This window comes from Rummeliibacillus sp. TYF-LIM-RU47, assembly GCF_008638315.1.
GTDB classification, from domain to species: Bacteria; Bacillota; Bacilli; order Bacillales_A; family Planococcaceae; genus Rummeliibacillus; species Rummeliibacillus stabekisii.
Window position 1 is genome coordinate 123745 of the sequence record NZ_VVIR01000003.1, and the last position, 23884, is coordinate 147628.

General features: G+C 37.1%; 20 protein-coding genes and 1 pseudogene. 5 read left to right on the top strand and 16 right to left on the bottom strand.

Annotation, left to right across the window (positions count from 1 at the left end; genetic code table 11):
* Window positions 1-26 precede the first annotated feature (26 nt).
* Entirely contained in the window at window positions 27-602 is a 576-nt protein-coding gene (locus F0527_RS13210; protein ID WP_066789915.1) for a DNA-3-methyladenine glycosylase, read from the top strand.
* 74 nt (window positions 603-676) lie between these two features.
* On the opposite strand, the gene F0527_RS13215 is transcribed toward F0527_RS13210, so the two are convergent.
* From F0527_RS13215 to F0527_RS13235, 5 genes are all read right to left on the bottom strand, one after another.
* Entirely contained in the window at window positions 677-1249 is a 573-nt protein-coding gene (locus tag F0527_RS13215; RefSeq protein WP_150285212.1) for a DUF5105 domain-containing protein, read from the bottom strand.
* A gap of 568 nt (window positions 1250-1817) precedes the next feature.
* Window positions 1818-2321 (bottom strand): Imm6 family immunity protein, encoded by a 504-nt coding sequence (locus tag F0527_RS13220; RefSeq protein ID WP_190323497.1) that lies wholly within the window; start codon window positions 2319-2321, stop codon window positions 1818-1820.
* A 12-nt stretch (window positions 2322-2333) separates the two neighbouring features.
* On the bottom strand, window positions 2334-4064 hold the full coding sequence (locus F0527_RS13225) for a pre-toxin TG domain-containing protein (protein ID WP_150285214.1): 1731 nt from the start codon (window positions 4062-4064) through the stop codon (window positions 2334-2336).
* A 354-nt stretch (window positions 4065-4418) separates the two neighbouring features.
* A complete protein-coding gene (locus F0527_RS13230; protein WP_150285215.1) occupies window positions 4419-4619 on the bottom strand; it encodes a hypothetical protein in 201 nt (66 codons plus the stop codon).
* A gap of 188 nt (window positions 4620-4807) precedes the next feature.
* Window positions 4808-6601, bottom strand: coding sequence for a S9 family peptidase (locus F0527_RS13235; RefSeq protein ID WP_150285216.1), 1794 nt, complete (start codon window positions 6599-6601; stop codon window positions 4808-4810).
* 288 nt (window positions 6602-6889) lie between these two features.
* Here F0527_RS13235 and F0527_RS13240 point away from each other — a divergent pair, with 288 nt between their 5' ends.
* Complete coding sequence (locus tag F0527_RS13240) at window positions 6890-7318, top strand: hypothetical protein (protein WP_150285217.1); 429 nt, start codon at window positions 6890-6892, stop codon at window positions 7316-7318.
* Window positions 7319-7777: 459 nt separating this feature from the next.
* Here the strand turns inward: F0527_RS13240 and F0527_RS13245 are convergent, their stop codons facing one another.
* Both F0527_RS13245 and F0527_RS13255 read right to left on the bottom strand, forming a co-directional pair.
* Entirely contained in the window at window positions 7778-8650 is an 873-nt protein-coding gene (locus tag F0527_RS13245) for a YitT family protein (RefSeq protein WP_066789928.1), read from the bottom strand.
* A gap of 498 nt (window positions 8651-9148) precedes the next feature.
* A complete protein-coding gene (locus F0527_RS13255) occupies window positions 9149-9616 on the bottom strand; it encodes a DUF2306 domain-containing protein (RefSeq protein WP_150285289.1) in 468 nt (155 codons plus the stop codon).
* 559 nt (window positions 9617-10175) lie between these two features.
* Between F0527_RS13255 and F0527_RS13260 the strand changes: the two genes are divergently transcribed.
* Both F0527_RS13260 and F0527_RS13265 read left to right on the top strand, forming a co-directional pair.
* Window positions 10176-11462, top strand: coding sequence for an MDR family MFS transporter (locus tag F0527_RS13260; protein ID WP_150285218.1), 1287 nt, complete (start codon window positions 10176-10178; stop codon window positions 11460-11462).
* Window positions 11463-11494: 32 nt separating this feature from the next.
* Window positions 11495-12139 (top strand): hypothetical protein, encoded by a 645-nt coding sequence (locus F0527_RS13265; protein ID WP_150285219.1) that lies wholly within the window; start codon window positions 11495-11497, stop codon window positions 12137-12139.
* A gap of 138 nt (window positions 12140-12277) precedes the next feature.
* Here the strand turns inward: F0527_RS13265 and F0527_RS13270 are convergent, their stop codons facing one another.
* From F0527_RS13270 to F0527_RS13280, 3 genes are all read right to left on the bottom strand, one after another.
* The gene (locus F0527_RS13270; protein ID WP_150285220.1) at window positions 12278-13687 is read right to left on the bottom strand and encodes an MDR family MFS transporter; all 1410 of its coding nucleotides are present in this window, start codon (window positions 13685-13687) and stop codon (window positions 12278-12280) included.
* Window positions 13688-13829: 142 nt separating this feature from the next.
* Window positions 13830-14297, bottom strand: coding sequence for a MarR family transcriptional regulator (locus F0527_RS13275; protein ID WP_150285221.1), 468 nt, complete (start codon window positions 14295-14297; stop codon window positions 13830-13832).
* Between the two features lie 335 nt (window positions 14298-14632).
* Window positions 14633-16639: a YhgE/Pip domain-containing protein gene (locus tag F0527_RS13280; RefSeq protein ID WP_150285222.1), complete on the bottom strand. Its 2007-nt coding sequence runs from the start codon at window positions 16637-16639 to the stop codon at window positions 14633-14635.
* 122 nt (window positions 16640-16761) lie between these two features.
* Here F0527_RS13280 and F0527_RS13285 point away from each other — a divergent pair, with 122 nt between their 5' ends.
* Window positions 16762-17661: a LysR family transcriptional regulator gene (locus tag F0527_RS13285; RefSeq protein WP_150285223.1), complete on the top strand. Its 900-nt coding sequence runs from the start codon at window positions 16762-16764 to the stop codon at window positions 17659-17661.
* A 136-nt stretch (window positions 17662-17797) separates the two neighbouring features.
* On the opposite strand, the gene F0527_RS13290 is transcribed toward F0527_RS13285, so the two are convergent.
* From F0527_RS13290 to F0527_RS13310, 6 genes and pseudogenes are all read right to left on the bottom strand, one after another.
* Window positions 17798-19021, bottom strand: coding sequence for an MFS transporter (locus F0527_RS13290; RefSeq protein ID WP_150285224.1), 1224 nt, complete (start codon window positions 19019-19021; stop codon window positions 17798-17800).
* 224 nt (window positions 19022-19245) lie between these two features.
* Window positions 19246-19362: pseudogene (locus F0527_RS17270) on the bottom strand (hypothetical protein); the annotation flags it as partial.
* A gap of 53 nt (window positions 19363-19415) precedes the next feature.
* Window positions 19416-19946, bottom strand: coding sequence for a hypothetical protein (locus F0527_RS13295; RefSeq protein WP_150285225.1), 531 nt, complete (start codon window positions 19944-19946; stop codon window positions 19416-19418).
* 11 nt (window positions 19947-19957) lie between these two features.
* Window positions 19958-21427, bottom strand: a complete 1470-nt coding sequence (locus F0527_RS13300; protein ID WP_223823609.1) for an FAD-binding oxidoreductase — start codon at window positions 21425-21427, stop codon at window positions 19958-19960.
* Between the two features lie 379 nt (window positions 21428-21806).
* Window positions 21807-22754 carry an ATP-grasp domain-containing protein gene (locus F0527_RS13305; RefSeq protein ID WP_150285226.1) on the bottom strand — a complete coding sequence of 316 codons (948 nt, stop codon included), beginning with the start codon at window positions 22752-22754 and terminating at the stop codon, window positions 21807-21809.
* Window positions 22747-23826, bottom strand: a complete 1080-nt coding sequence (locus F0527_RS13310; protein ID WP_150285227.1) for an LLM class flavin-dependent oxidoreductase — start codon at window positions 23824-23826, stop codon at window positions 22747-22749. Before F0527_RS13310 ends, F0527_RS13305 begins: the two co-directional genes overlap by 8 nt.
* Window positions 23827-23884 lie beyond the last annotated feature (58 nt).

A 23884-nucleotide genomic window follows, 5' to 3' on the forward strand; every position in this document is an offset into this window, starting at 1 on the left:
AAATATAAAGAAAGGAGGCGGACAAGTTGATCCTACCTATTGAATTTTACCAAAAAAACACTCTGGAGCTCGCCCGAGATTTGCTTGGCTGCTTACTTGTAAAGGAAACAAATGAAGGAACCACTGCCGGCTATATTGTTGAGACCGAAGCCTATATGGGACCCGGTGATCGTGCAGCCCATAGCTTTGGCGGTAGACGCACCAAACGAACTGAAATCATGTATTCAGAAGCCGGCCATATTTATACGTACCAAATGCATACCCATACACTGGTAAACGTCGTAAGCTCCGGCACGGATAAGCCCGAAGCCATCCTCATTCGGGCAGTAGAACCTCATACGGGAATTGAATTAATGAAAGAACGGAGAGGAATGACAGATTTAAGAAAATTGACGAGCGGCCCAGGCAAATTAACAAAAGCTCTTGGCATAACTATGAATGACTATGGCGGCCTCTTTACTGAACCACCTCTCTATATTGCAGCAGGAATATTACCAGAGGATATCTCCTCTGGCCCACGTATCGGCATCGGGAATTCTGGCGAAGCCAAGGATTATCCATGGCGTTTTTGGATAACTGGGAATCCCTATGTATCCAAATAGATCGAAGTAAACTACAATTTTCCATTAAAAAAAAACGGCGTTTATAGCCGTTTTTTTAATGGAGCATAAAATTTTTACTCCATGCCTTGCAATATACCTTGTACCTTATCTTGATTAGCAAAAAATGCGTTACGGAAATTATCATCACTCAAGATTTTATATTCTCCGTCTTTGTTCTTTTTAAGATTCAGTTTCTCTGTTCTTGATACTAAATCTATGTCCTTATCTTGCATATGCTTAATTAATAGTTCACTCACCATTTTATTCATTTCTTCTTGATCCGTAATTTTGCCGCTGCTAAGTTGAGGTTTCATTTCTTCTATCACCTTTTTAAAGACTTCACTTACATCAACTGATTTTACTTTGACAGATACAACAGCTTTATCTTTTTCGTTCGAAACCTCTTTCGGCTCTTCAAAAGAAAATCTTTTGGAGATCGCTTCTAACACTTTCTTATTCTCAGCCGCATCTCCGTTTCTAGTAAGATCTATATCGCCCTTCACATATGTACTAGCTTTCTTTAAATCTCCATCTTTAAAAGCAGTGAAAAAATCCTTTACCGTATCTTTTGGTTGTGCCGCTCCACATCCTACCATTAAAATACTGATTAATAACAATAAACCAATCATGCTAAATACTTTTTTCATCAGTCTACCTCCTAATATATTTCTATTATAACAAATAAAAAGCTAAATTTTAGCATTAATGGAATAAGGATGATGACAGATGAGTACTCCTGAAGGCTTTAATTCTTTAGACTTATACTTTTTCTTTCTATGATTAGACAAATAATGACTCATTCTTTCGAGAATAGACAATTTTTATACTGTAATCCCTTATACAACAAGCCGTAATTTAAGTTTCTAAACTAGCCATCACAATTATTTTCACCGCAAATATTTACTTCTTCACTATCTCACCATAATATAATAATCCTAATTAAGTTATGGTAAAGGTTTCTTCGATTATTTAAAGAGCAAGAAGAGAGATAGATAAAATGAATAATAAGGATTATATTCTTTCGCTCTATTTCAATGATAATTTACTTAAATACTTTTTGAAATTAGGTAATAAATAACTAAATATTCTTTAATACCAATTGTAAAAATTTTTTCATTCCTCTTATTTTAGATATGAGATTCTGACAAGAAAGAATTCTTAGGAATAAAAGCAAAAAAGCACATGATTATCTTAGATAATCATGTGCTTTAAAATTTATTGTTGCTTTTCGAAAAATTTTAGAATATCATCTTTTTTTAGCGACGTATTAATATCCTTTAAATAATTAATGAATTCTTGAACAACTCTTATATTTATAGTTTTTATCTCATAAAAACCATCTAGAAACTGTTGTAATATACTTTCGTCTACATTTTCTATGGGTGCAGGTAAATATTCTTCATTATCAAACTGATAAGCTCTCCAATTTGTAAAAGATATTGCATCTACAATACAACCCCAAACTAATCCTTTTAAAGCATTATCTTCATCTTGCATTTGCATAAATAACCCTGTAAATTCTGTACCATCGTCTAATAAAAAATATATATCATCTCCAGAGTACTCCTTATTTTCAAGCCATCCCCAACAAACTTCCAAAGCTTTACTTATATCCTTATACGCTGGTGAAGTATTTAACAAATCAACAATTGTTTCACTTAATCCTAATAAAAATGCAACTTGCTTATCTGCTTCTAACTTTACAAATTTTTCTAACATGAAATCCCTCATTTAATTAATTAATTTTCCATTCTTAAGAATAAAACTTTCCTTTCCAGATACCCTTATACCTTCTTTAACTTCAGTTGTTACTTCAATTGTTAAATTGGGATATTTTTTAGTCAACTGCATAAATATTCCTGCTTCTTTTTTTGGATTAGTCATTCCTTGAGTACATATCGAGCAAACACCTCTTGGATTTGATTGATGTATCGCAAGAGTTCCTTCTACCTTATTTGGATCAATGCCTAATTTTTTGATTTCAATATCAAATTCATTAATAACTCCTTCTTCAGCGTGCTTCATAAATTGTATATGACGCGGATTACTTCCATCATATGGAGCTCTTATATCTCTATTGGGCATTATCACATCTAAATCGGGTAATCCAGCTTCTCTTCGAACCTTAATTGAACTCCCCTCAAAAAGCTTGCCTTTTAATTCTGATATATCAGTTTTTCCCACAGCTATTGTATGTGTCTCAGGTACATTTAATTTTTTACGTAGAATATCTAAATCGGCCCTCCCGATTTCTATTTTACTTATATCCCTACCCGCACCCTTACCAGCCAATACCCCATCCTTCTCCGCCTGCTTGATCGCTAAATACTCATCCGCTTTCGCAGGGAGTTTACCAGATGGAAGTCCTCGCTCTACACCAGTAACTACATTCCCAGCGTTTGTTTGAACCGCACGGACTTCAATTGGGCGAAGGGCATTGTCTATAAATTTGGCGGATTGGCGGACTGTTTGTTGGCCTGTCTTTGATGTGACTGCAGCGAGAACTGGATGCTTCAGGGTAAATTTCAGCTGATCGCCATGGGCTTTTCCTAGATTCCTCGCATGTTCCAGCGTCGACTTTAATGCAGATCCCCCTGCATTCTCAACTGTTTTATAGGCTGATTTCATTACATTCGCAAGAGCTGGCATATTTTTTAATAAGGCTTTTCCCGCAACTGCGCCGGCACCCGGTACAATCGCAAATGCCCCCCTTACTAGCCGTTCGTTATCAGAGAGTTTTCTTCCGGATATGAGATCTTCTCCCGTGATGGCTCCTCCGACATCAATAGCCGTATAGGCAGCGCCTGCCACGAGCCCAGCGGGTGGGCAGACAATCGTTAAGCCCACCACCACTCCTGTAGCAATTAAATTAAACCAAAATTCCTTTTTCTCTTGACCCGCACGGATTCCTTCATATTCAAAGGCCCCACTATTTAAAGCGGCTGCTTCATAATCCTCCTGTGAAGCTTTGACATCTGGATTTTGTAGCTTCCATGCCTTATATTCAGCTTTCAGATGATCAGAATACTCCGTGTCGGCTTCATATAAATCCGTTAGCTTGATTTCCTTTTTATCGTGTCTATTAAAAAAGGGACCTGTCTGAACGTTAATCGTATTCGCTGTTGAGTATGCAGAAACATTCATATCCGCCATCTTTTGCATATATTCATCGATGCTTTTATAGAAAGGTTCGTCTACTTTTTCATCTATAATTTTACCAATTCCCTTGGCATAATTATATAATTTTTTGTACTTCTCGCGTATGGGTTTCGCTTCTGGTTGGTATGTCTGGGGGCTAAAAGAAATGGCTCTATCGATATCTTTGTCTGCTATTTCGCTCTTCGAGTCCTTAAATAGGTCATCTGCATGCTCATACTTATTGTCATATTTGTGTGCTTCATTCACTTTTTCAAGTGCCGAAGCTATACTCTTCCACTTTGACTCTTCATAGAGAATCTTCACCTGCTACACCACCTTATAAAACAACTTAAGATTAATTCCTCAATTGTAAAAAATTTATAAATTAATTTTAAAAAAGGGGCATATAGGCGTCAATGAGCATTATAGGTTATACAGGACCTAAGCAAAATACCTCATTTTTTTAATAAAAAATATAAAGTTATTAAAATTATGAAATAAAGATAAAAGGGTTCGCTTTCTCCCACTAAATAAGCCCTGTATTTGAAATTGCATCATAAGTTTATTGGTATATATCTAATTACTCCTTCTGCTTCTTTTGGTAAATAGGCATAGCAAAAAATAGATCATTTAGTACTTTGCCATCTGAAGTCAAAGAGGTCATGTATTAGGTTTTACTTAATTAATCTTGCTTTTGGCTTTTTTTCTTTTCACTGCAGCCTCAAAAAGAACAATTAAGGTCGTGCCTGCTACCAAAAAGATAAAGCCGAGAGGACTATGCTTGATAAATATAATATACACACCGATAGGAAAAACAAGAATGAATATTAACCATTCAAACATAGAGTTTCCCAAAAATTTTTTAGATAATAAATTCAATAAAATCACTCCTCTACTGCTTATACTTTCAATAACTGCTTTGTTATTTATATTAACAGTACTATACATCATACAAAAATTAACATACAAAAGCATATTTGTTAAATAGGTAATGAAGCTAATTACACCTTTTGAAATTATTCACATAAAAAGAGAAGTGCTATAGCACTTCTCTTAACCTGTAAATGTTAAACTTTCACCCCAATAAACTGATTAAAGAACGAGAGAATCTTTTGGTATACGGCAATTTCATTTTCTTTTTTCGAGAAGCCGTGTCCTTCATCCTCTAACAACATATATTCCACATCGCGGCCTTTTTCCTGTAAGGCTTTGACGATTTGATCGGATTCTTCTTTTACGACGCGAGGATCGTTTGCACCTTGGATGACAAGCATCGGCTTGGTCATCGTGTCTAGATAGGTGATTGGCGAGTATTCAATTAGCTTTTCTCTATCTTTCTCTGGATTCCCTACCCATTGATCCATAATTGGCTTCCAGTCTTCCGGCACTGATTGAATAAACGAGAATAAATCAGAAGGACCAAAAATGTCGACAACAGCCTTAAAGTAGTCCGCATGGCGTCCATGTAAAAGCAATGCCATATAACCGCCGTAGCTTCCGCCCATCAATAAGATATTCCCTTTTTCTGTATACCCATTGTTGATAAGCCAATCCAAACCTGCGACATTATCGAGGCGTGGCCCGTAACCCCAATCTCCTTCCACCATCTTCATGAATTCTAATCCGTAACCTGAAGAACCGCGGAAGTTTGGCGCAAATATACTAAATCCTTGATTCAACATGAATTGGAAAGAAGCTCTGAAAAATTTCCGTTCTGATGCTTGCGGCCCGCCATGCGGCCAGAAGATAATTTCACCATTGTCATTTTCTTTTTTCGCCTTGAAAAATAATGCTTCGATTTCAAGCCCATCATAGGACGGGTATGTAATCACGTCAGGCTCGAGCATATCATCCTTTTCTACACCCGGCACAGTGTAGTTTGTTAAAGATACCCACTCGTCCTCTACTTTTTTATAAATATTGCGAGGATTTGTTGCGCCTCTTCCTAACAAATACAATGTCCCGGATTTCGCTACAACTAGCTTTTCAATGACACTAGCAGGAGCCTCGAGCTGATTCCATTCTCCATTTTCCAAATTGTATTCATACAGATGATCTTCTACACCTTTTTCGCTAGCAATATACAAAAGCTTTCGTTCCTTATCATATTGCAAGCTGTTAAATCCTTCGTTTTCTATTTCTTTTATTTTTTTAAATTCGTGCGTATCTAGATTATAAGAAGCCAGGTATGTGAAGTCCGCTTCATAATCCGTCAACAAATAGACCACTGAATCTGATACAAACACGCCATCACTTACAGTATGTTGCTTATCCGTTGGAGGCGTGAGCAAGATATCCTCATCACCACGTTTTGCATACATCAACATATAAGTATTCGCAAACATTTTTAAATAAAGATACGAAGACTCATCTGGACTTTGACTAATCAGATAGGTCGCTCCTCCATTCCCTTCTAAAACCTTCGTTTCTTCCCCTGTTTCTAAATGTAGACAATAGGAATTCAAGTAAGAAGGGTTTTCTTTAGATGATGTATAAAAAAGTTTTTTCCCATCTTCAGATAACAACGGTTGGAAATTACGCGTATTTTCTTCATGAACGATTTCTTTCATTACCCCGCCTTTTAGAGGAATCCCATAGAATTGAGTATTTTCATTCCCGTCATAATCAAATCCAGCAATAATGAATTGGCTTTGTTTATCATACAAGAGTGCCTGGCAGCTTTGATCAATCGTTGTCAGAGGATAAGGAAATGTATTAGGCAAGTCCATCGCCCATAAATTGTACTTTCCACTCAAGTTGGTACTGAAAACAATCTGCTTTTCATCAGGGCTGACCGCAAAATCTTCAATCGAAAACGTTCTTAAAAACTGAGAAACATCTGGTTTCGGAAAAGAAATCATTATTAAACACACTCCTCATTATTTTATTCACAAAAGTCAGTATATTCTTAATTATAGCAAACATTACTACTATGACCTTATAAAATTTAAAACTAAGAAAAAAGTTATTAAAGGAGACTTTTCTGCATCATATCGTTACGCAAAAAAAATTAGTTAAAAAAGTAAGTTAAAATACAATGTACTGACTACTAATTGTATGCAAATGTCTTCGAATGTTATATTAAAATCTAATGCCTTAACTAAGGTTCAAATAGAAAATATAAGAAATAAATAGAAAGGATAAAAGATATGTATATAAAACAATTATTTTTAGTGAATGTATTACCCTTATTTGTTCTACACTTATTATTATTTATCTTTTCTAAAGCAACAAATTCGGCAGAGTTAAAAAGTCTAGAATTTGATTTAATTTTAATAACACCTCTCATTTTATTTATAATTAATTATTCAATAAAAGTTGAAGAAGAAAATGCTCAGTTCTGGTGGATGAATATAATTTTTATTGTTTCAGGAAATGCTGTAGGCTTGTTTTTTTACTTTTTAAATACAGGAATAACCTTAAAACATGGCATGCCTGATAATCCTTCTGATTATGAGTCAGCAGGTATCGCCACATTAATATATTATTTAACGATTTTACAATGCATAATCGGTTCTATCTTCTGTCAGATTTCGTTATTTAGGAAATTCAAAAGAGAAAAACACGGAATTGTTTAACGTTATTAAATACTGGACAATGAAGCAATATGAGTAAAGTTGCAACAAAAAATTGGCCATCTGACTCTATTAACTGAAGATAAAACCTTATGTGTAAATGTGATTGTGGTAATCTGGTGACTCGAATTAGATCGCTACTTTATCATGGGACAGCAAGTTCTTCGTGTGGCTATTTAAAAGGAAAGGCTATCGCACAAGGCATATCAAGAAAATGATAATATAAAAAGACAAAATTCACTCGTAGCTGAAAGTGAATTTTGTCTTTTTTGTAGTTTTAAAATAAAGTTATCTTAAAAACAGCTTGCAGACCTGGATTTTACCTTACATTAAGAGAACCCTTTTTGCGAGAAAGGTTGTCCATTTTCTATTCTTATTCGTCCACAATCGCGTCAATTATGGAATAATTCATTCAAAGATACTGCCCTTTACAGTCTAAGTGTAATGTTGAGAAATTTTTTTCTAATGAATATCATTCTTTCTAAAATTACCGCCCTTCACTTCTGATACCTCATAAACAGTAACAAAAGATTTTGGATCAATTTCATTTATAATTTCCTTTAGTTTGGTTTCTTCTAAGCGATTAATGACACAGCTGATTTCTTTAAATTTTTCGTGGGAAAACCCTCCATAAACCTCGTTAAACGTTGCACTTCTACCTAAGCGGTCGCGTATAGTTTCTACCATTAATTCAGGTTGGCTTGTGATAATTTTAAAGGTTTTAGAACCACTCAAACCTTCCTCCACAATGTGAACTACTTTAGAAGCTATAAAGTATGCAATAGCCGAAAGAATCGCTCCTTGTAAACCAAATACGGTTGAAACGACTATAAATACAAACACGTTTAAGAAGAGAATGAAATCACTTGTCCCAAATGGTAATTTTCGCGATAGAAGTACGGCAAGCATGTCAATTCCATCTAATGCACCGCCATTACGTAAGGCTAGTCCCATCCCAAAACCAAGAATAATACCACCAACAACCGTAATTAACAAAGTATCCCCTTGAATAATTGCCGGCGTATGGTGAAATAGGATGGTGCCAAACGATAATGAAACAATGCCAATAATCGAAAATAGGGCAAAAGTTTTTCCGATTTGTTTATAACCCAACCAAATAAAAGGGATATTTATGATTGCAATGAGAGCTCCCAATGGTAGTCCAAAAAGCTCAGAACCCACGATGCTTAGCCCAGTCACCCCTCCATCTGATACGTGGTTTGGAATTAATACTGTTTCTAGTCCATAGGCAGCTATAAATCCCCCTAAAATAACTAATAATCCTCGAAAAAATATTTTTAGTTTATTGGTCCTTTGTTTCTTGCTTGTCTCCATAAGTTCCTCACTTCTAGTTTTTTTAAAAGTATAACATATTAAACAACGCTCATTCTTGTACTAGGATGAATAGGTTTACTGCAACGTAAGTTATCCCTTGGCATTCTAAATAAAATGCTCTCTTCGTTTCCTCTGAACCTTAGAATGGTTTTTTAGGCACTTTAATTCCCAATGCTTTTCTAGAAAGAACTCCTATTCTTCCCTATCTTCAGCCATACAATCCCAAATAACTGCTTTGCTTGCAATACGCCTGGCCTGTGCATATATATCAGCAATCTGGTCAAAGCAATTGCCCAGAGCATATCAAGAAAATGAGTATATAAAAAGATAAAAATCACTCAAAAATGAAAGTGAATTTTGTCCCTTTTGGGTTAAAAGCTGATTCAATAATAAAATCATTCATACTGCTCTGGAGCAGTTCTACGTGCGGCTTCATACACGGAAACAGCGGAAGCAGGTACCGCTATTAAGCGTTAGTTAATAAGGAGTACTTAACAATTATCTTCTAATTTTTGGAGCGTATTTATTACCTACTTTAAATATGAGCGGAGTTCCTATTATTGTAGGTAGAAACCAGAATAACAAAATAGGCAGTTCATTTAAAACTGGTATACTAGGAATATTAACTACTAAAGTTGCAGTTACAATACCTATATAAGAACCTAGCATTGCTCCAATATGAGCACCTATCCAATTTTCCCACTTCTTCTTGACCGCTAAATAGCCCAATAAAGCAAGCCCATAAGAAAACAGAGCGATGTAGAATAAATATTGGCTTTTTTCCCAATGAATTATCGACATAATCAAAGCTGTTATAAATACAAGAACATAAGACCAGTGATATATCTCACCAGATACAGAATGTTTCCCCCTCTTCTTTTTAGAAGACATTGCAAATATCCCGCTTATTAAACAAATCATCCCTGTAAGTATATGAGTTATTAAAAAAATGTTAAACAATTTTATCACCTCAATACTTATAACACATATATCTTAAATTTCCTTTTAGTGTAAAGTTAAATATTCTTTAAAGGAACAATATTTACGAAAACAGTGATAAAAAAGAGTAGACGTTTCCGCGTCTACTCTTCATTGCTAACAGTGTTAGTGTTGTCTTGTAATTATAATGAATTGGGTTTTTGGTGTCCATACTTAATAAGTACTCACATCATACCCTACTCTTTATTTTTCGCAATACTATAACGTTGGCATTTAAGATAAACATGCAACTTTAATAAGAATAGAGTAAGTAAGAAAGCTATGAAGCTAATTTTTACAAATTGCTTTAGGTTGTCCCAGTTCATATGAAATCTCCTATGCACTCACTCTGAGTACTAAGGATAATAATAGAAAGAAGGGGTTTTGTTTTCCCCTTCTTTAGCATGTAGAGAAATCTGACCTCTTTAAAAACGGTTGTATGTAGGGAAAGGAAATGGTAACTTTTAAAAGTGGGAAAATTTTTAATTAATAGAAATAATGAAAGGAATCCCTATTTGTAAACATCATAGAATTGAGGGAATTACATATGAAATGGAAGGATTGGGACCGCAATTTGAAGGTCCGGCTTTACGGTGAATTTCTAACTAACATGTTGCTTTGGATGTTCTTGCCGTATATGGCCATTTATTTTTCAGACCGACTGGGAAAAGGGCTCGCAGGCATCTTACTTATCGTCTCTCAGCTTGTAGGCGTCTTCACCAATTTGATTGGCGGCTATTGCGCCGATAAATTTGGCCGAAAAAGAATGATGTTCATCTCGATGTTCGGCCAAGGGCTTGCTTTCATTGCCTTTGCTTTAGCCAATTCACCATGGCTTCAATCGGCTATGCTCAGCTTTATTTGCTTCTCCATACTTGGTTTCTTCGGTTCCTTTTATATGCCGGCCAGCCATGCGATGGTAGCCGATGTGGTTCCTGAAAAGCATCGCAGCGAGGTGTTCGCTGTCTTCTATACAGCTATCAATATCTCCGTGGTAATCGGCCCCATACTAGGCGGCATCTTTTTCTTCGATCATCGATTTGGACTCTTAATCACAAGTGCCGCAGCCAGCTTTTTTGTCGCTTTTTTAATTTATGCATTCATCAGAGAAACAACGCCGGCATCTCTAGAAGGGGCATCCACATCCAATGAGCAAGCTAGTAATTGGCTCACTGTGATAAAAGAGCAATTGAAGGATTATCAGGTCATTATTAAGGATAAGGTCTTTTTGTTATTTATCATAGGCGGCATATTCGCAGCGCAAGCTTTTATGCAAATGGATCTATTGCTCGCCGTTTATATGAAAGAAATGGTTCCAGTACAGAATCTGTTTTCTTTCGGTGATTGGTCCCTTAAAGCTTCAGGAGAGAAGGCATTCGGTTGGGTTGTTGCCGAAAATGGACTGCTCGTTGCCCTCTTTACCGTATTTATTTCAAAATGGATGACGAAATATAAGGAACGCAATGTATTTATCATGTCTTCCTGCTTATACGGCGTTGCTATGCTGATCTTCGGATATACGGCCAGTATTTGGGTGATCATTTTAGGCATGTTTGTTTTCACAACTGCGGAACTAATTGTCGTAGGTATTCAAGATAGCTTTATCGCCAAAATCTCACCGGAGCATATGAGAGGTCAATACTTTGCGGCAGGCAGCCTTCGCTTCACGATTGGTCGAGCGCTTGCACCTATTGCTATTCCGCTGTCTGCTTGGATTGGCTACACATGGACTTTTAATCTATTGGCTTTTTCTACCCTCATCGGTGCATTCGCGTATTTGCTGACTTTTCAGTTGAGTGGGAAAGTAAAGCAGCCTATGTCATATAAGGAATGAATACAGCTTATTACACAAGAAGGAGCAATTGAATGGCAGTAGCGATACATTCTACAAATAACCAACATCATTTAAAATCCTACATTCTTTTTGTCTGTATAGGACTAGCTACAGGGATTATCACTAGGTTAACAGACTTCTTTCCTTATAATAATCTTTGGAGTCTAAGTTCAATCGCCACTTTATATGGCTTCTGGATGGTCACAGTAACGTTGGTCATCTACTTTAGTGTCTCAAATATAAATGCGGCTATTAATGTATTCGTATACTTAATGGGTATGAATGTAAGCTTTTACCTTTTAATATATATACTCGGCTTTTTCACTCCAAGGTTCTACGAAGAAGAATTTCAATGGAATCTTTTTATACTGTATAGCATTTTTGCTTTAGTATGTAGTGCTATTAGTTACGTACTCTACTATTGGAACAAAGAGAATAGGATCAGCAGTTTTTTATATGCATTGCCTGTTAGTGGGTTAGTTGCGGAAACATTAGCTGTGGGCATCTATCTATACAATCATCATACTTTTTTATTTCAGCTGATTTTCGATCTCATTAGTTTAATCCTAATAGGCAGCTGGTTTTATCAAAAAGCAAACAATAAACTTATGTATATAGCAACTATCGGCGCCATGACTTTAATCAGCTATCTGTTGGTTTATCATCCTTTTCTCTAAGTGAATATACAAAGAAAGCAACTGAATCATTCAGTTGCTTTTTCATAAACTATTGTATCAGAATAACGGTAATTTCAATCCTTTTTCCGAGTTCACTATGCACATGAATTTCTGTGTCTCCACCTGAGCTCTTTCTAATCATCCTTTCCTTTTATGTGTAAGGAAGATGCTTGGAATAAAAATGACTATAAGGACTAGTGCGGAAACCAAAAAACCAGCATGATATCCTTTTAATTCATTATTGAGTGTTGGTTGCAAACCTTGTACGGTCGTTGCCACAACTGTTGCAATTAATGCCGAACCAAAGCTTGAACCAATATTTTCAATCATATTGATGCCAACGCCTGCTTCTGGAAGTTCCTTATCGTCGAGACCCGTATAAGCGTCACTCATTAATGGAAGCATTATTCCACCAACGCTAGTTCCACGAATAAATAATATAATAGAAATCCAAACCAGGCTTGTTTGACCCGTAATAGAGAGAAGCGGAAAGGTTCCAAATAGAGAAAGAACAAGACTAACGATAACAACGTTTCTAGCTCCAATCCTATCAATCATTTTCCCGATTATTGGACGCGCAACAAGCATTCCCACTCCTTGTGGGATTAATGCAAGCGCTGCTTCCATTGCTGTAAAATGCAATATTCGTTGAAAAAACAACGGCAGTATTAACATGGGTCCCATAATAGCAATATTCGCCAAAAACAAACCAGTGCTTGAGGCTAAGAAACTCTTATGTGTAAATAAATTCAGCGGAAGCACAGTTTGATTTTTATTCATTCGATTATATAAGAGATAAATTCCACCAAAAACAAAACCTATCCCAATCCAAAAGATAGTTTTCTCATTGGAGAATGATGCATAGGCTGCTGCTTTTGTTACACCGTAAATCAATGTCGCACTCATGACAGACAAATTGACAATCCCCCATGCATCCAGTTTGCTCTCTTTATTGAATGGCTCGAAATCGGGAATTGTTTTTAGCATAAACGGAACAGAAATCAAAATGATAAACACATTAATAAAGAAAATCCAATGCCATGATGCTCCTTGGACTATAAAACCGCCAATCACAGGACCTAAAATTGGACCTAAAATCATTGGTGCACTGACGATGGCCATTACTTTCCCTAAATTTTCTGTGCCGGCTGTTTTGACCAATAATGTTGACATAAGCGTTGTAATAATCCCTGCACTGAACCCTTGCAGTAATCGAAAGATGATAAAGCTGGAAATATTCCAACTCAGCCCTGCACAAACAGAAATAAGACCAAAGGCAATAACTGCCCCGATGAAGATTTTCTTTCCGTTAAATTTATTCATAAGCCAGCCAGATACGGGAACGGCAATTGCAAGAGCCAGTATATATCCTGTAATCCCCCACTGGATAGTATCAAGTGTTGTATGAAAATCATTTGTTAGTTTGTCAATTGCAATGTTTACCATGGTAGAGTCAAGCATTGGAGCAATCGCACCAAGCGCAATTGCCCAAGCAGCTGTAAGAATTTCTCTAGGTATTCCTGCTTTCTGTGATATGTTTTTGTTCATATATTAAGCCCCTTTAAATTATTTTAGTTTCCACAGAAACAAAAATAACATTATTTTGTTTCCTAGTCAACAAAAATATAATTTAAAAAAACAGTCTTGATCGATGGATCAGACTGTTACAATAAGATTTATGAATAAGCATTTAGTGATGAGGTACGTCTTGTTTCTTTATTTCTTCGTCCAAATGCCTGCTATAGGTTTCCAAAAAACCGAGCATGCTATCAAATTGCGTCTCGGTTAGTTGTTCAAATACAACTTTATCTCGCTCTCGAAATTCATTGTGTAACTCTTCATGTATTGTAAAAATTTCTTTCCCAGATTCAGTAAGTCTAAAATAAATTTCTTTTTTATTATCAAGCTTTTGGTAGCTTTCGATTAGGCCCTTTTCTAATAGCTTCTTCGTTAATTTGCTTATGGCACCTCTCGTCATATAAAGGGATTCTGCAAGCTGCGTTACATTTGCACTGCCGTTTTTTCCAATTGATTCAATACAATGCACTTCAGAAGGCTTATGCCCCTTCAGGCTCTCTTCCATCTTTGGCTTATTAAGCATCACGATTTTGTTGTATACATCATTGAAATTCATTAAGAGCTGTTTTTCTTTGTTCATTGCCTGCCCCCCGTTAAATTGGTACATCACTTCTATTATAGCTTTTTTTCGTTTTTATTTTTATAATTCAACATTATATTAGTGCAGAATGGCGATTACTTACTCATTTATAAGCTTTCACTCTATAGATAATATACATAAATACTTATAATCCAAAACTAAATATTTTGTAGAGTAGATGAATCAGTTTATTGAGAAGTTAGTCGATTGTTTATTGCTGACGTTATGATAGGATTTAACTTTAAATCTTAAATTACTATACATCACTCCTCTCATATAATCTCACGATTGTTTCAATATAACAAAAAAGAGAAGGCATATGCCCTCCCTTTTCCTTATGAAGTTACGACTTCCTCAGCCGGTTTTTCACGATGTTGAATATGGCTTGCCACCCATGCAATCAAAATAGCTGCAGCAAGGTAAATGACTAAGTAAAGTAATTGAGATTGCAGTTCATGCCAATTTCCTAGAGAAATGACCTCCTGCATACTCTTGAGCGAATGAGCCATAGGCATCCATTGCCCTACTTTACTTAATATTGGCGTTCCAAGTTCCATTGGGAATGTACCACCACAGGTTGCTAGTTGGAAAACAAGGAAAGTCACGGCTAGGAATTTCCCTACTAAACCAAATACAGTAACCAGCATTAAAATAAATGTCATAAAGGTAAAGGAAACAATTACACTAGAAAGTATAAACAGTGGAACACTTGCCACCTCTAGCTTAATGATGCCTAATACAATGGCGTCCACAATCATTGCCTGTATAAAACCAATCGTATAGACAAGCCCCAATTTGTTGATTAAATGATGCGTACCATTTACAATTCGTTCTTTTCTTCTGCCAAGCGGTAGGATGTTTGATGCCATAATACCGCCCACATAGAAAGCAAGTGATAGGAAGTAAGGCGCAATGCCCGATCCATAGTTAGGCACGTTGGAAAGACTTGTTTCCTTCAATATTACTGGCTCAGAAAACATATCCGTTAACGCATCATTATTAGAGATGCCACTTGTTTTGGAAGCAGCGACTTTCAATTTAGAGGAAAGGGTACTAGAGCCATCAGATAATTGGCCCATTCCATCCATTAGTTTAGCTGTGCCTTCTTTAAACGGTTTTGTTCCCTCGGCCGCTTTATCGATCGCACTATTTAATGTCGTATAGCCTTTGCTCCATTCTTCGAAGCCATTGCTAAATTTAGTTGTGCCTGCTGCTAATTCACTCGCTCCAGATGCTGCTTTGTCCAAATTAGCAGAAAAACTTTGCATTCCTGCATGAACATTTTCCTGTCCAGCAGTTATCTTTTCAGCCCCCTGTGCAAGCTGAGTTTGTCCTACCTCAAGCTGGCCAGTTGCCTGTGCAAGTCCAGTTGCCATTGCTTGCATCTTTAGAAATGCTGGATCCTTCTTCGCATCAGGATGCGATTTTGTATAGGCATCCATTTGCTGTTGCAAAAGCTTTGCCGTGTCATTTGCTTTTGTTTGTCCTTGAAGCAGTTTTTCATTGCTAGAGGACCATTGTTTTGCCCCGTTAGCAACCTGCTGCTCACCAGTCTTCAGCGTATTCATGCCTGCCGACAGTTTTTTGGTGCCATCTGCTAATGAAAGTGAACCCTTTTCCAAGTTGTCTGCACCAGCTGAAAGTGTCTCTTCCCCATTGAGAAGCTTATGGCTACCTGTGGACAATTGATTCATGCCTTGGTCAAGCTGGCCAAATCCATTATTCAATTTTGCAACGGCATCTTTAGCATTCGTTATGCCTGTGTGAAGTTCATCTGCTCCGTCTCCAGCTTTCTTTAAACCTTTGCCGAGTGTTTGGAATTTATCAAACACACCTTTTGCATATGTTTTGGTAATACTGTTTGAAATCTTCTCGTTTATTTTTTCTATTGCAGTTGTACTGATCTGCGAAGCTACAAAATTTCCGCCTGGATTTGTCTTTGACAGAAGTTGTGCAGGAACTGGATGTTTGTCCATTAGGGTACTAATGTGTTTTGAAAAATCTTCGGGAACGGTAATCACCATATAATAATCCCCATCTTTCAGCCCCTTATTGGCCTTCTCCTCCGACATAAAGTGGAAGTCCAATTCCTTGTTCTCTTTTAATTCCTTTACAAAGTCTTTACCTGCTTTGATATGTTCTTTGCCCATCATAGCACCAGTATCTTTGTTTACTACCGCTACGGGCAAGTTATCTAATTTGCCATAGGGATTCCAATATCCTGCTAAGAAGAATCCGGCATAGATTAAAGGTACAATTAGAAGAAAAATTAATGCAATACGTCCATGAGAATGCTTCCACATTGCCATAAAATCGCGCTTAATCAATTGTAAGCCCTTCAAGTATTATCACATCCTCAATTTTTTTCACCTTACTTATAGTAATTACTTTTATGCATGTTGTATAATACATTATTAATTATCAAATGATAGCTTTAAATCTATATATGGAAGGACTACCATCTTTGGAACTATTACAGCTACATTATTTCCAGACTGTTGCAAGGTTAGAGCATATGACAAAAGCGGCTAAAAAGCTGCAGATTGCCCAGCCCTCCCTCAGTAAAACGATATCAAGATTGGAAGAAGATTTGGGTGCACCTCTATTTAACAGAGAACATCGTCAGATCAAATTAAATGAGTTTGGTAAGTTGTTTTTAAAACGGGTTGATAGAGTATTTTTGGAGTTAAATGAAGGGAGGAAGGAAATTTTAGAGCTCTCCAATCAGCAGGAAAGCAAGATTACACTGGCTGTTACCATTCCACGCGTTCTACCTGATCTTCTAAAGAGCTTTTTATCTCAGTATCCGAATGTAAAATTCCAGCAGTTTCTACAGCCCTCCTCTTTCGTAAAGGGACAATTAGTGGAAGGGAAAATCGATTATTGCCTATCTTCCATTCCTATCGACGCCCCAGATATCGTATGGGAACCGCTGATCACGGAAGAAGTCTATCTCATCGTACCACCTGGGCATCCTTTTTCAAATCGAGATACGATTAAACTAGAGGAAGCAAAAAATGAATCCTTTATACAAATGCATACTGGCTATGGTTTTCGTAATTTAACGGACCAGTTTTGCTACGAAGCAGGGTTCACTCCTCATATCGCCTTTGAAGGTGATGATCCTACGGTCATTGGTGACTTGGTGAAACAAGGATTAGGCATTGCCTTTATTCCAGAAATGACTTTGCTTCATCAATTTGGTCAATTCCCACATAGCCTTCGCATTACAGAGCCACATTGTCTACGGACAATCGGGCTAGCTTGGTCTAAAAGCAACTATCTGTCAGAGACTGCACAGCAATTTAGAGAATTTGTGAAAGACTATTTTAACGTTTTGTCTACTAGGCTTAAAAAGGATTAAAATTTCATAATTATACTATACAAAAAAGCCCCCATTCGAATTGGGGGCTACAGAATAATTATTTGAGTGTGGAATTTGGTATATTAACCTTCGTAATTGGCAAAGGCACTACGTATAGTCGAATTGATTTTGGTTATTAATTGGCTTCTTTCAACCGAGACTCATTTGATACATCTTCGCCGCTCTTGCTTTTCCATATCAACGTAAAGCCTAAGCCTATCAGCATAAATATTCCGGCAATAATATATGGAAAGTTGATGTTGATGTCGAATAAGAAACCACCTAGAGCGGGGCCAAATATATTTCCTAGACTTGTATACGTCGAGTTCATCCCAGCGACAAACCCTTGTTGATTGCCCGCTGCTTTAGATAAAGATGTAGTTAGTGCTGGACGCAATAAATCAAAGGCTAGGAATATGATACAAGTGACAATCAGGACGGTTATAAATCCAGAAATCATAGTAGAAACGAAGGCTAAAATAGCACATACGATTAAACAAAGCTGGATCAGCCCTTTTTCTCCGAGTTTCTCAACCAGTTTTCCAAATAGCATAATTTGAACGATGACAGCGACAATTGAGCTAAGCGTAATAATCGTTGCAATATCCTTAGCTGTAAAACCAAATTTATGATCTGAGAACAAGCTAAAAATGGTTTCATAGGCAGATAAGCCAAACGCCAAAACGAAGACAATAATAAATGCAACTAAGTAGATAGGCTTGACTGATTCCTTTAAATCTTTAAAGAATGTAGTCTCTTTACCCTTTGATAAATTTATTTTGCGTTCTTCTTTAGATATGGGTTCCTTTAATATGAAGGTTGAAGAAACGGCTGCAAGGAGTGCGATCGCTGCAGCAAAGAAGAATGGCATACGAATGCCCATATCAGCAATAAACCCACCGATACCCGGTCCAATAATAAATCCAGTGCTAATCGCAGCCGACACATAGCCCATTGCTTTTGGTCTTTCCTCAAGACTTGTAATATCCGCTATATATGCTGTAACAGCAGGCATAATAAATGCCGCGCTAATCCCGCCCAATGCTCTTGATATATATAAAATGAAAATGTTCGTACCTAATCCAAAAATAAGCTCTGATAAACTGAAAATAAATAACCCTGAGACAATCATGACTTTTCTTCCCAGATTATCAACCCACCTACCTGCAAAAGGCGAAACAATCAATTGCGACACCGCAAATACAGCTACGAGGGTCCCCATAGAACCACCCGACAAATGCATATAATTCATGAATGATGGCATGACTGGAATAATCAATCCAACTCCGAGAAATGCTATAAAAATATTACTTAACAATATAACAATAACCATTTTTTGATCTTTCATTGATTTCACCATAAAATTTCCTCTTCTATCTCCTTTTTCATTCAATTTCTAAAATGTTTGTTGCTTTTAAAATAGCCAAGCCATTTTCCTAGTTACTTATTATTCTCCTTACTTATATCCTAAGGTGTATAGTAACCATATAGTCAAACATATATTTCATTCATTAGGTAATTTATTTCATCAAAAAAGGCAGTGCAGATTTTTTCTTGCATACCTTTTATTATCTAGCTATGTTTTTATCCCTTTTTAATCAGTATCGGGATGTGTACATTTTTTTCTTTCGCTGTTTGGATGGAGATATCGTAACCCGCATCTGCGTAGCGAACAACGCCTATGCCAGGATCTGAGCTCAATTCCCCATTCGTAACCATTTCATTTACTTTTAAAGCAAAGACGATTGACCCGATTAAACCTTTTTAGATAAGCGAAATTTTCTTTTACAAATAAGCTCCCACAAGCTGCACAAACACAACAAAAAACCAAAAATTGTAATATATACAACGGGAGAAATTATTTTAATAAAGGTAAAACCGATCATCATGAACCCGACGATTAAATAATGGTGAACAGCATGTAAATGATATGTTTCTTGTTCAGAATGCCATGCACGAAAGTAACCTTGTAATACACCAAGAAAAACTTGCAACAGCACTACCGCGTAAGGAAGGCTTTCAGACCACTGATTGATACTGCCCACTAGAAGGTACACAACGCCCATTCCTGCATACACCAAAATGATATAAGACTGGTCCTTATTCTTTTTCGACTGAAAGATTTGGTACCCCCAAGCAGCCGCAAACGAAAATGCAGCAAAGAACCAGGCAAATAAAGTGAATGTCAACGATACTTCCTTCAGCCAAACAATATAATAAGGAAAAATAATGGCCTGTCCTACTGTTGCCACAAGCGGGATTACGCCTGCATTTTTATGATTCATGTTCTACTCCTTCACTTTACGTAGTGTTCATAAAACAAATTCTGGAAGACGTGATTTGGATCCCTCTTCTGCTTTTCGTCAGCAAACTTTTGCCACTTAGGATAAGACTTCCTAAATTGTTTCTTTGTTTGATACCGGTAATAAGGCAGGTAATAGGTCCCTCCATATTTGAGCGTTAAGTTTGTCCACTTCTGGATGAGCGATGTGGCGTTTTCTATTTCTTTTTCCTTTAATCCATGCTGTATTAGTACTACAAGACCAAACATATCTTCTTTGGCGTAATTCAACGACGTTAAGTTGTCATTCGCCGCATATCGAACCGTAATGTTATGAACTTTGAAATCCTCTTTTTTGTCGTTCATTGGAATAACCTGCTTTAACTCATTTATATAGTCTTCGTAGGCTTGAACTGGTACAAAGAATTCTTGAAGCACTTCCACCCGACCAGGCTTCGTATATTCCATGAATGTAGATTCCGAGCGCATGGCGTTATTCCGCGTAATCTCTTTTCCATCAAGTGAACTGATATATATTTTTTGTGATTTCCAAAATAAATCCTCTAAAGTACCGCCTCTTCGTCCCAAATCAAGGGCGAGTTTGGATAGACGGACACCTTGTTCTTTTTTGAGTAAAGTTTTCTGCGCCTGTTTACCAGTGTAGTTATAATCGATGACATACATTTCGTCTAAAAAGGAGCTTGGCGCCACACTCACTCGGGCATAATGCATTGCTGTATTACTTTGATTCATTAATCGATTGAAATAGGATTCATACTCGCTAGTCTTCAACTTTTGTGTATGGATGGTATATAGATCATCTTCCGTCAATTCTAATGTCACATCTAAAATTACACCGAATAATCCATATCCGCCAAATACGTACTTCATCCATTCACCTGGATCATCCCGAGTAATTTTCTTTATTTCACCTTTTGGGGTTAATAACGTCATTTCTTTGACTGTTTCTGCTAAAGGACCGAAGCGGATATCCCGCCCATGCGCATTTACTGAAAGGGAACCTCCAATTGTAAAAATGGACTGAGACTGTGTCACTTTCAAGGCTAAACCATATGGGAGTATTGCCTCTTGGACATTTTCCCAAGTAGCTCCTGCTTCTACTCGAATCTTTTTTTCCTGCTTGTTAATTTCTAGTATCCTGTTCAAAGTCCGCATGTCGAGAACAACACCATCTTTATAATATGTATGACCCCCTTGCGAATGCTGCAACCCAGCAATTGAGATCTTCTGGCCGTTCTTATTTGCTTTTTTTACAATCCTTTGCAAATCATTTCGGTTTTTTGCAATTACGACCTTTTCAACACGTTCAGGAAGAAGGCCCGTGTAGTCTGTTACTAAACCGCTTTGGGAAATCCCATACTTTCTTTTCTCAATAGGGATGTTCCAGCATATTGCACCCACGAACAGAACAACTATACTCCCTAAAAACCACGGTTTTTTGAGTAGCTCGGTTATCTTTCGCATAGCAACTCCTCCCTGTCATACTGTGAGTTGGAATAATAATACGTTCATTATACAATGTCAGCTATGGAAAAAACCCGGTTATTTTCATAACATGCGCAAGATATTCAAACAATAGTTTATAAATCCATTGAAAATATACTAAAACATCATATAATCAAAATCAGTTTAAGAAACTTGCAATTTTATATTTAACTTCTTCTAAAAACGTTGACTTCAGATAAACCCCTAGAAAAAGCGTTAGTCCTCGCAAAGCGACTAAATTAGTGCCGTTTAAAACTTGTAATACGATTATTTTCTTTGAAAAGGCAAAAAAAACGGCCTCAGCCGTTTTTATTGTCCAATTGATTTGATCATACGGATCAAATATTAACTCGCTAGCCTATACAGTCACTTCCAATTTTTTAAGCTCTCCACCTAAATACTTAGCTATTTCAAGCATTCCATAAATACCTTTGTTGGCTTCCGCTTCACTGTTATAATTGGTATTCGTGTTAATATCATATGTGTAAATATGGCCTTCTTTATCTTGGATAAACTCTATACCTGCGATTTTTATATCATTGGCTGCTAGCAGAAGTTCATATTTCTCAAAAATAGGATGTTCAAAGCCTTCTCTAATCTGGAATTTTGCAGGTTTGGCGCTTTCTTCTCCAACAGGGCAGAAAAGATCATCAATTGCACATGCATCGGCAGGACATAATTCAAAGCCTTCAGAAGTGTCCACCCGAACAGCATAAAAATACTTTCCACCAATAAATTCACTACGTGTAATAAAAGACTCAGGAGACTCGATATATTCCTGCAGCAATGTAATTCCATCGACTGGTTCCTCAAAGCTATCCCCATCAATATAGTTTTGCAGGGCATCTACAGACGTAAAAAGCTGTACCCCAAGCCCTTTTCCAGCTCGGTTATGCTTTGTTATAAATTTCTTTGTGCCAAATTCCTTCGCTGCTTTCAGAATTTCTTCTCTTCCTACTGCAGCAATTGTTTTCGGTGTTTTGATGCCGTACTTCTCTAGTTCTAAGTACTGTAAGACCTTACTTACCTCTAGCTGAAGGGCACGGCTTCCATTGATCACTACTCTGCCATGGTGCTCCAACCAAGAGAGAACAGCACTTGTTAACTCTGGAGCAAATCGGTTGCCTCGTGTATGAGATGAAGCACTCATGCGATTGTAAAAAATCCCTTCAGGTGGAGTAGATGTAAGATCAACTGTCCCTTTTACAAGATTCCAATCTTCATAAGGAAGTTCTAACTCTTCTAATCTTTTAAATAGATGCTCTGTCCATTCACTATTCTCATGAATTACGTATATTTTAGACATGATATTCCTGCCCCCTGCTTTTGTTTTCTAGGATTGTGGACCTTAATTCTTCCACTTTCGGCATAACCTGTTTCGAAAAGCGCTCCAGTTCCTCTAGCTGTGGAGAACATTGTAATAGTAGCAAGTTAACTCCTGCTCCCTCAAAGGCTATGATTTGATTCGCAATGTGCTCAGGTGTGCCAACTAAATTTGGTCGGATTCCGCGATTAGATACTGAATAATCCTGTAACTGAATTTGATGTTCAAGCTCTGACTTAGATGTAAAGTCTTTAAAGCCTGCATATCCACTTAGATTGTTCACCGTTGTAATTCGCTTTAATTCTTCTTGCGCTTCTTCTTCCGTATCACGGCAAATCACATAGGCTGCCATTCCAAGAGTTTTAAAGGGCTCACGACCAGCTTCTTCTCTACGCGTTTTCATATCAGAAATCTTAGCCTTCGCTTCCTCCACTGTATGACCATGAATGACATAGGCATCACATAGCGATGAAATGATTTGTTTACCTTTTTCACTTTCCCCGCCAGCATATAAAATTGGATGAGGACATTGCACTGGTTTAGGCGAAAGCTTTGCTTGCTCTATTTGATAAAACTTCCCCTGATAAGAAAATGTATCTTCCGTCCATAAGCCTTTCAATATTTCAATAAACTCGGCCGTTCTATCATAGCGCTCGTCATGTTCGGTAAAAACGCCGCCATATTGCTTCGCCTCTTCTGCCCACCAGCCCGAAACTACATTTAATGTGAAACGTCCCTTGCTAATATGATCAATAGTTGCCGCCATTTTTGCAGTTACAGCAGGATTATGAAATACGGGGCGAACGGCTGCCATGATTTCAATTTTTTCTGTTACTGCTGCCAAAGCTGCCGCCGTAGACCATGCCTCTAACGAATCTTGGTCAGTGCCTTTAATATCATTTAAATATAGTTCTGCGATTAATGTTGTATCATATCCCCATTTTTCTGCTGATTGAATTACTGTTTTCGCATACTCATACGTGGGCGGCATATTTTCTTCCTCTACATTTCTCAACCAACCACCAAAAATAGGCAACCAAAATCCGTACTTCATTTCTCCACTCCTTTTCCCAAAGCTAATTATACAAATAAAAAAGTCTCCTCCCGAGATA

Bases quoted from the DNA above. Each gene is read 5' to 3' on its own strand.
- F0527_RS13215 (WP_150285212.1), bottom strand. From the start codon at position 1,249: ATGAAAAAAGTATTTAGCATGATTGGTTTATTGTTATTAATCAGTATT.
- F0527_RS13220 (WP_190323497.1), bottom strand. From the start codon at position 2,321: ATGTTAGAAAAATTTGTAAAGTTAGAAGCAGATAAGCAAGTTGCATTT.
- F0527_RS13235 (WP_150285216.1), bottom strand. From the start codon at position 6,601: ATGATTTCTTTTCCGAAACCAGATGTTTCTCAGTTTTTAAGAACGTTT.
- F0527_RS13240 (WP_150285217.1), top strand. From the start codon at position 6,890: ATGTATATAAAACAATTATTTTTAGTGAATGTATTACCCTTATTTGTT.
- F0527_RS13245 (WP_066789928.1), bottom strand. From the start codon at position 8,650: ATGGAGACAAGCAAGAAACAAAGGACCAATAAACTAAAAATATTTTTT.
- F0527_RS13260 (WP_150285218.1), top strand. From the start codon at position 10,176: ATGAAATGGAAGGATTGGGACCGCAATTTGAAGGTCCGGCTTTACGGT.
- F0527_RS13265 (WP_150285219.1), top strand. From the start codon at position 11,495: ATGGCAGTAGCGATACATTCTACAAATAACCAACATCATTTAAAATCC.
- F0527_RS13270 (WP_150285220.1), bottom strand. From the start codon at position 13,687: ATGAACAAAAACATATCACAGAAAGCAGGAATACCTAGAGAAATTCTT.
- F0527_RS13275 (WP_150285221.1), bottom strand. From the start codon at position 14,297: ATGAACAAAGAAAAACAGCTCTTAATGAATTTCAATGATGTATACAAC.
- F0527_RS13290 (WP_150285224.1), bottom strand. From the start codon at position 19,021: ATGGTGAAATCAATGAAAGATCAAAAAATGGTTATTGTTATATTGTTA.
- F0527_RS13295 (WP_150285225.1), bottom strand. From the start codon at position 19,946: ATGAATCATAAAAATGCAGGCGTAATCCCGCTTGTGGCAACAGTAGGA.
- F0527_RS13300 (WP_223823609.1), bottom strand. From the start codon at position 21,427: ATGCGAAAGATAACCGAGCTACTCAAAAAACCGTGGTTTTTAGGGAGT.
- F0527_RS13305 (WP_150285226.1), bottom strand. From the start codon at position 22,754: ATGTCTAAAATATACGTAATTCATGAGAATAGTGAATGGACAGAGCAT.
- F0527_RS13310 (WP_150285227.1), bottom strand. From the start codon at position 23,826: ATGAAGTACGGATTTTGGTTGCCTATTTTTGGTGGTTGGTTGAGAAAT.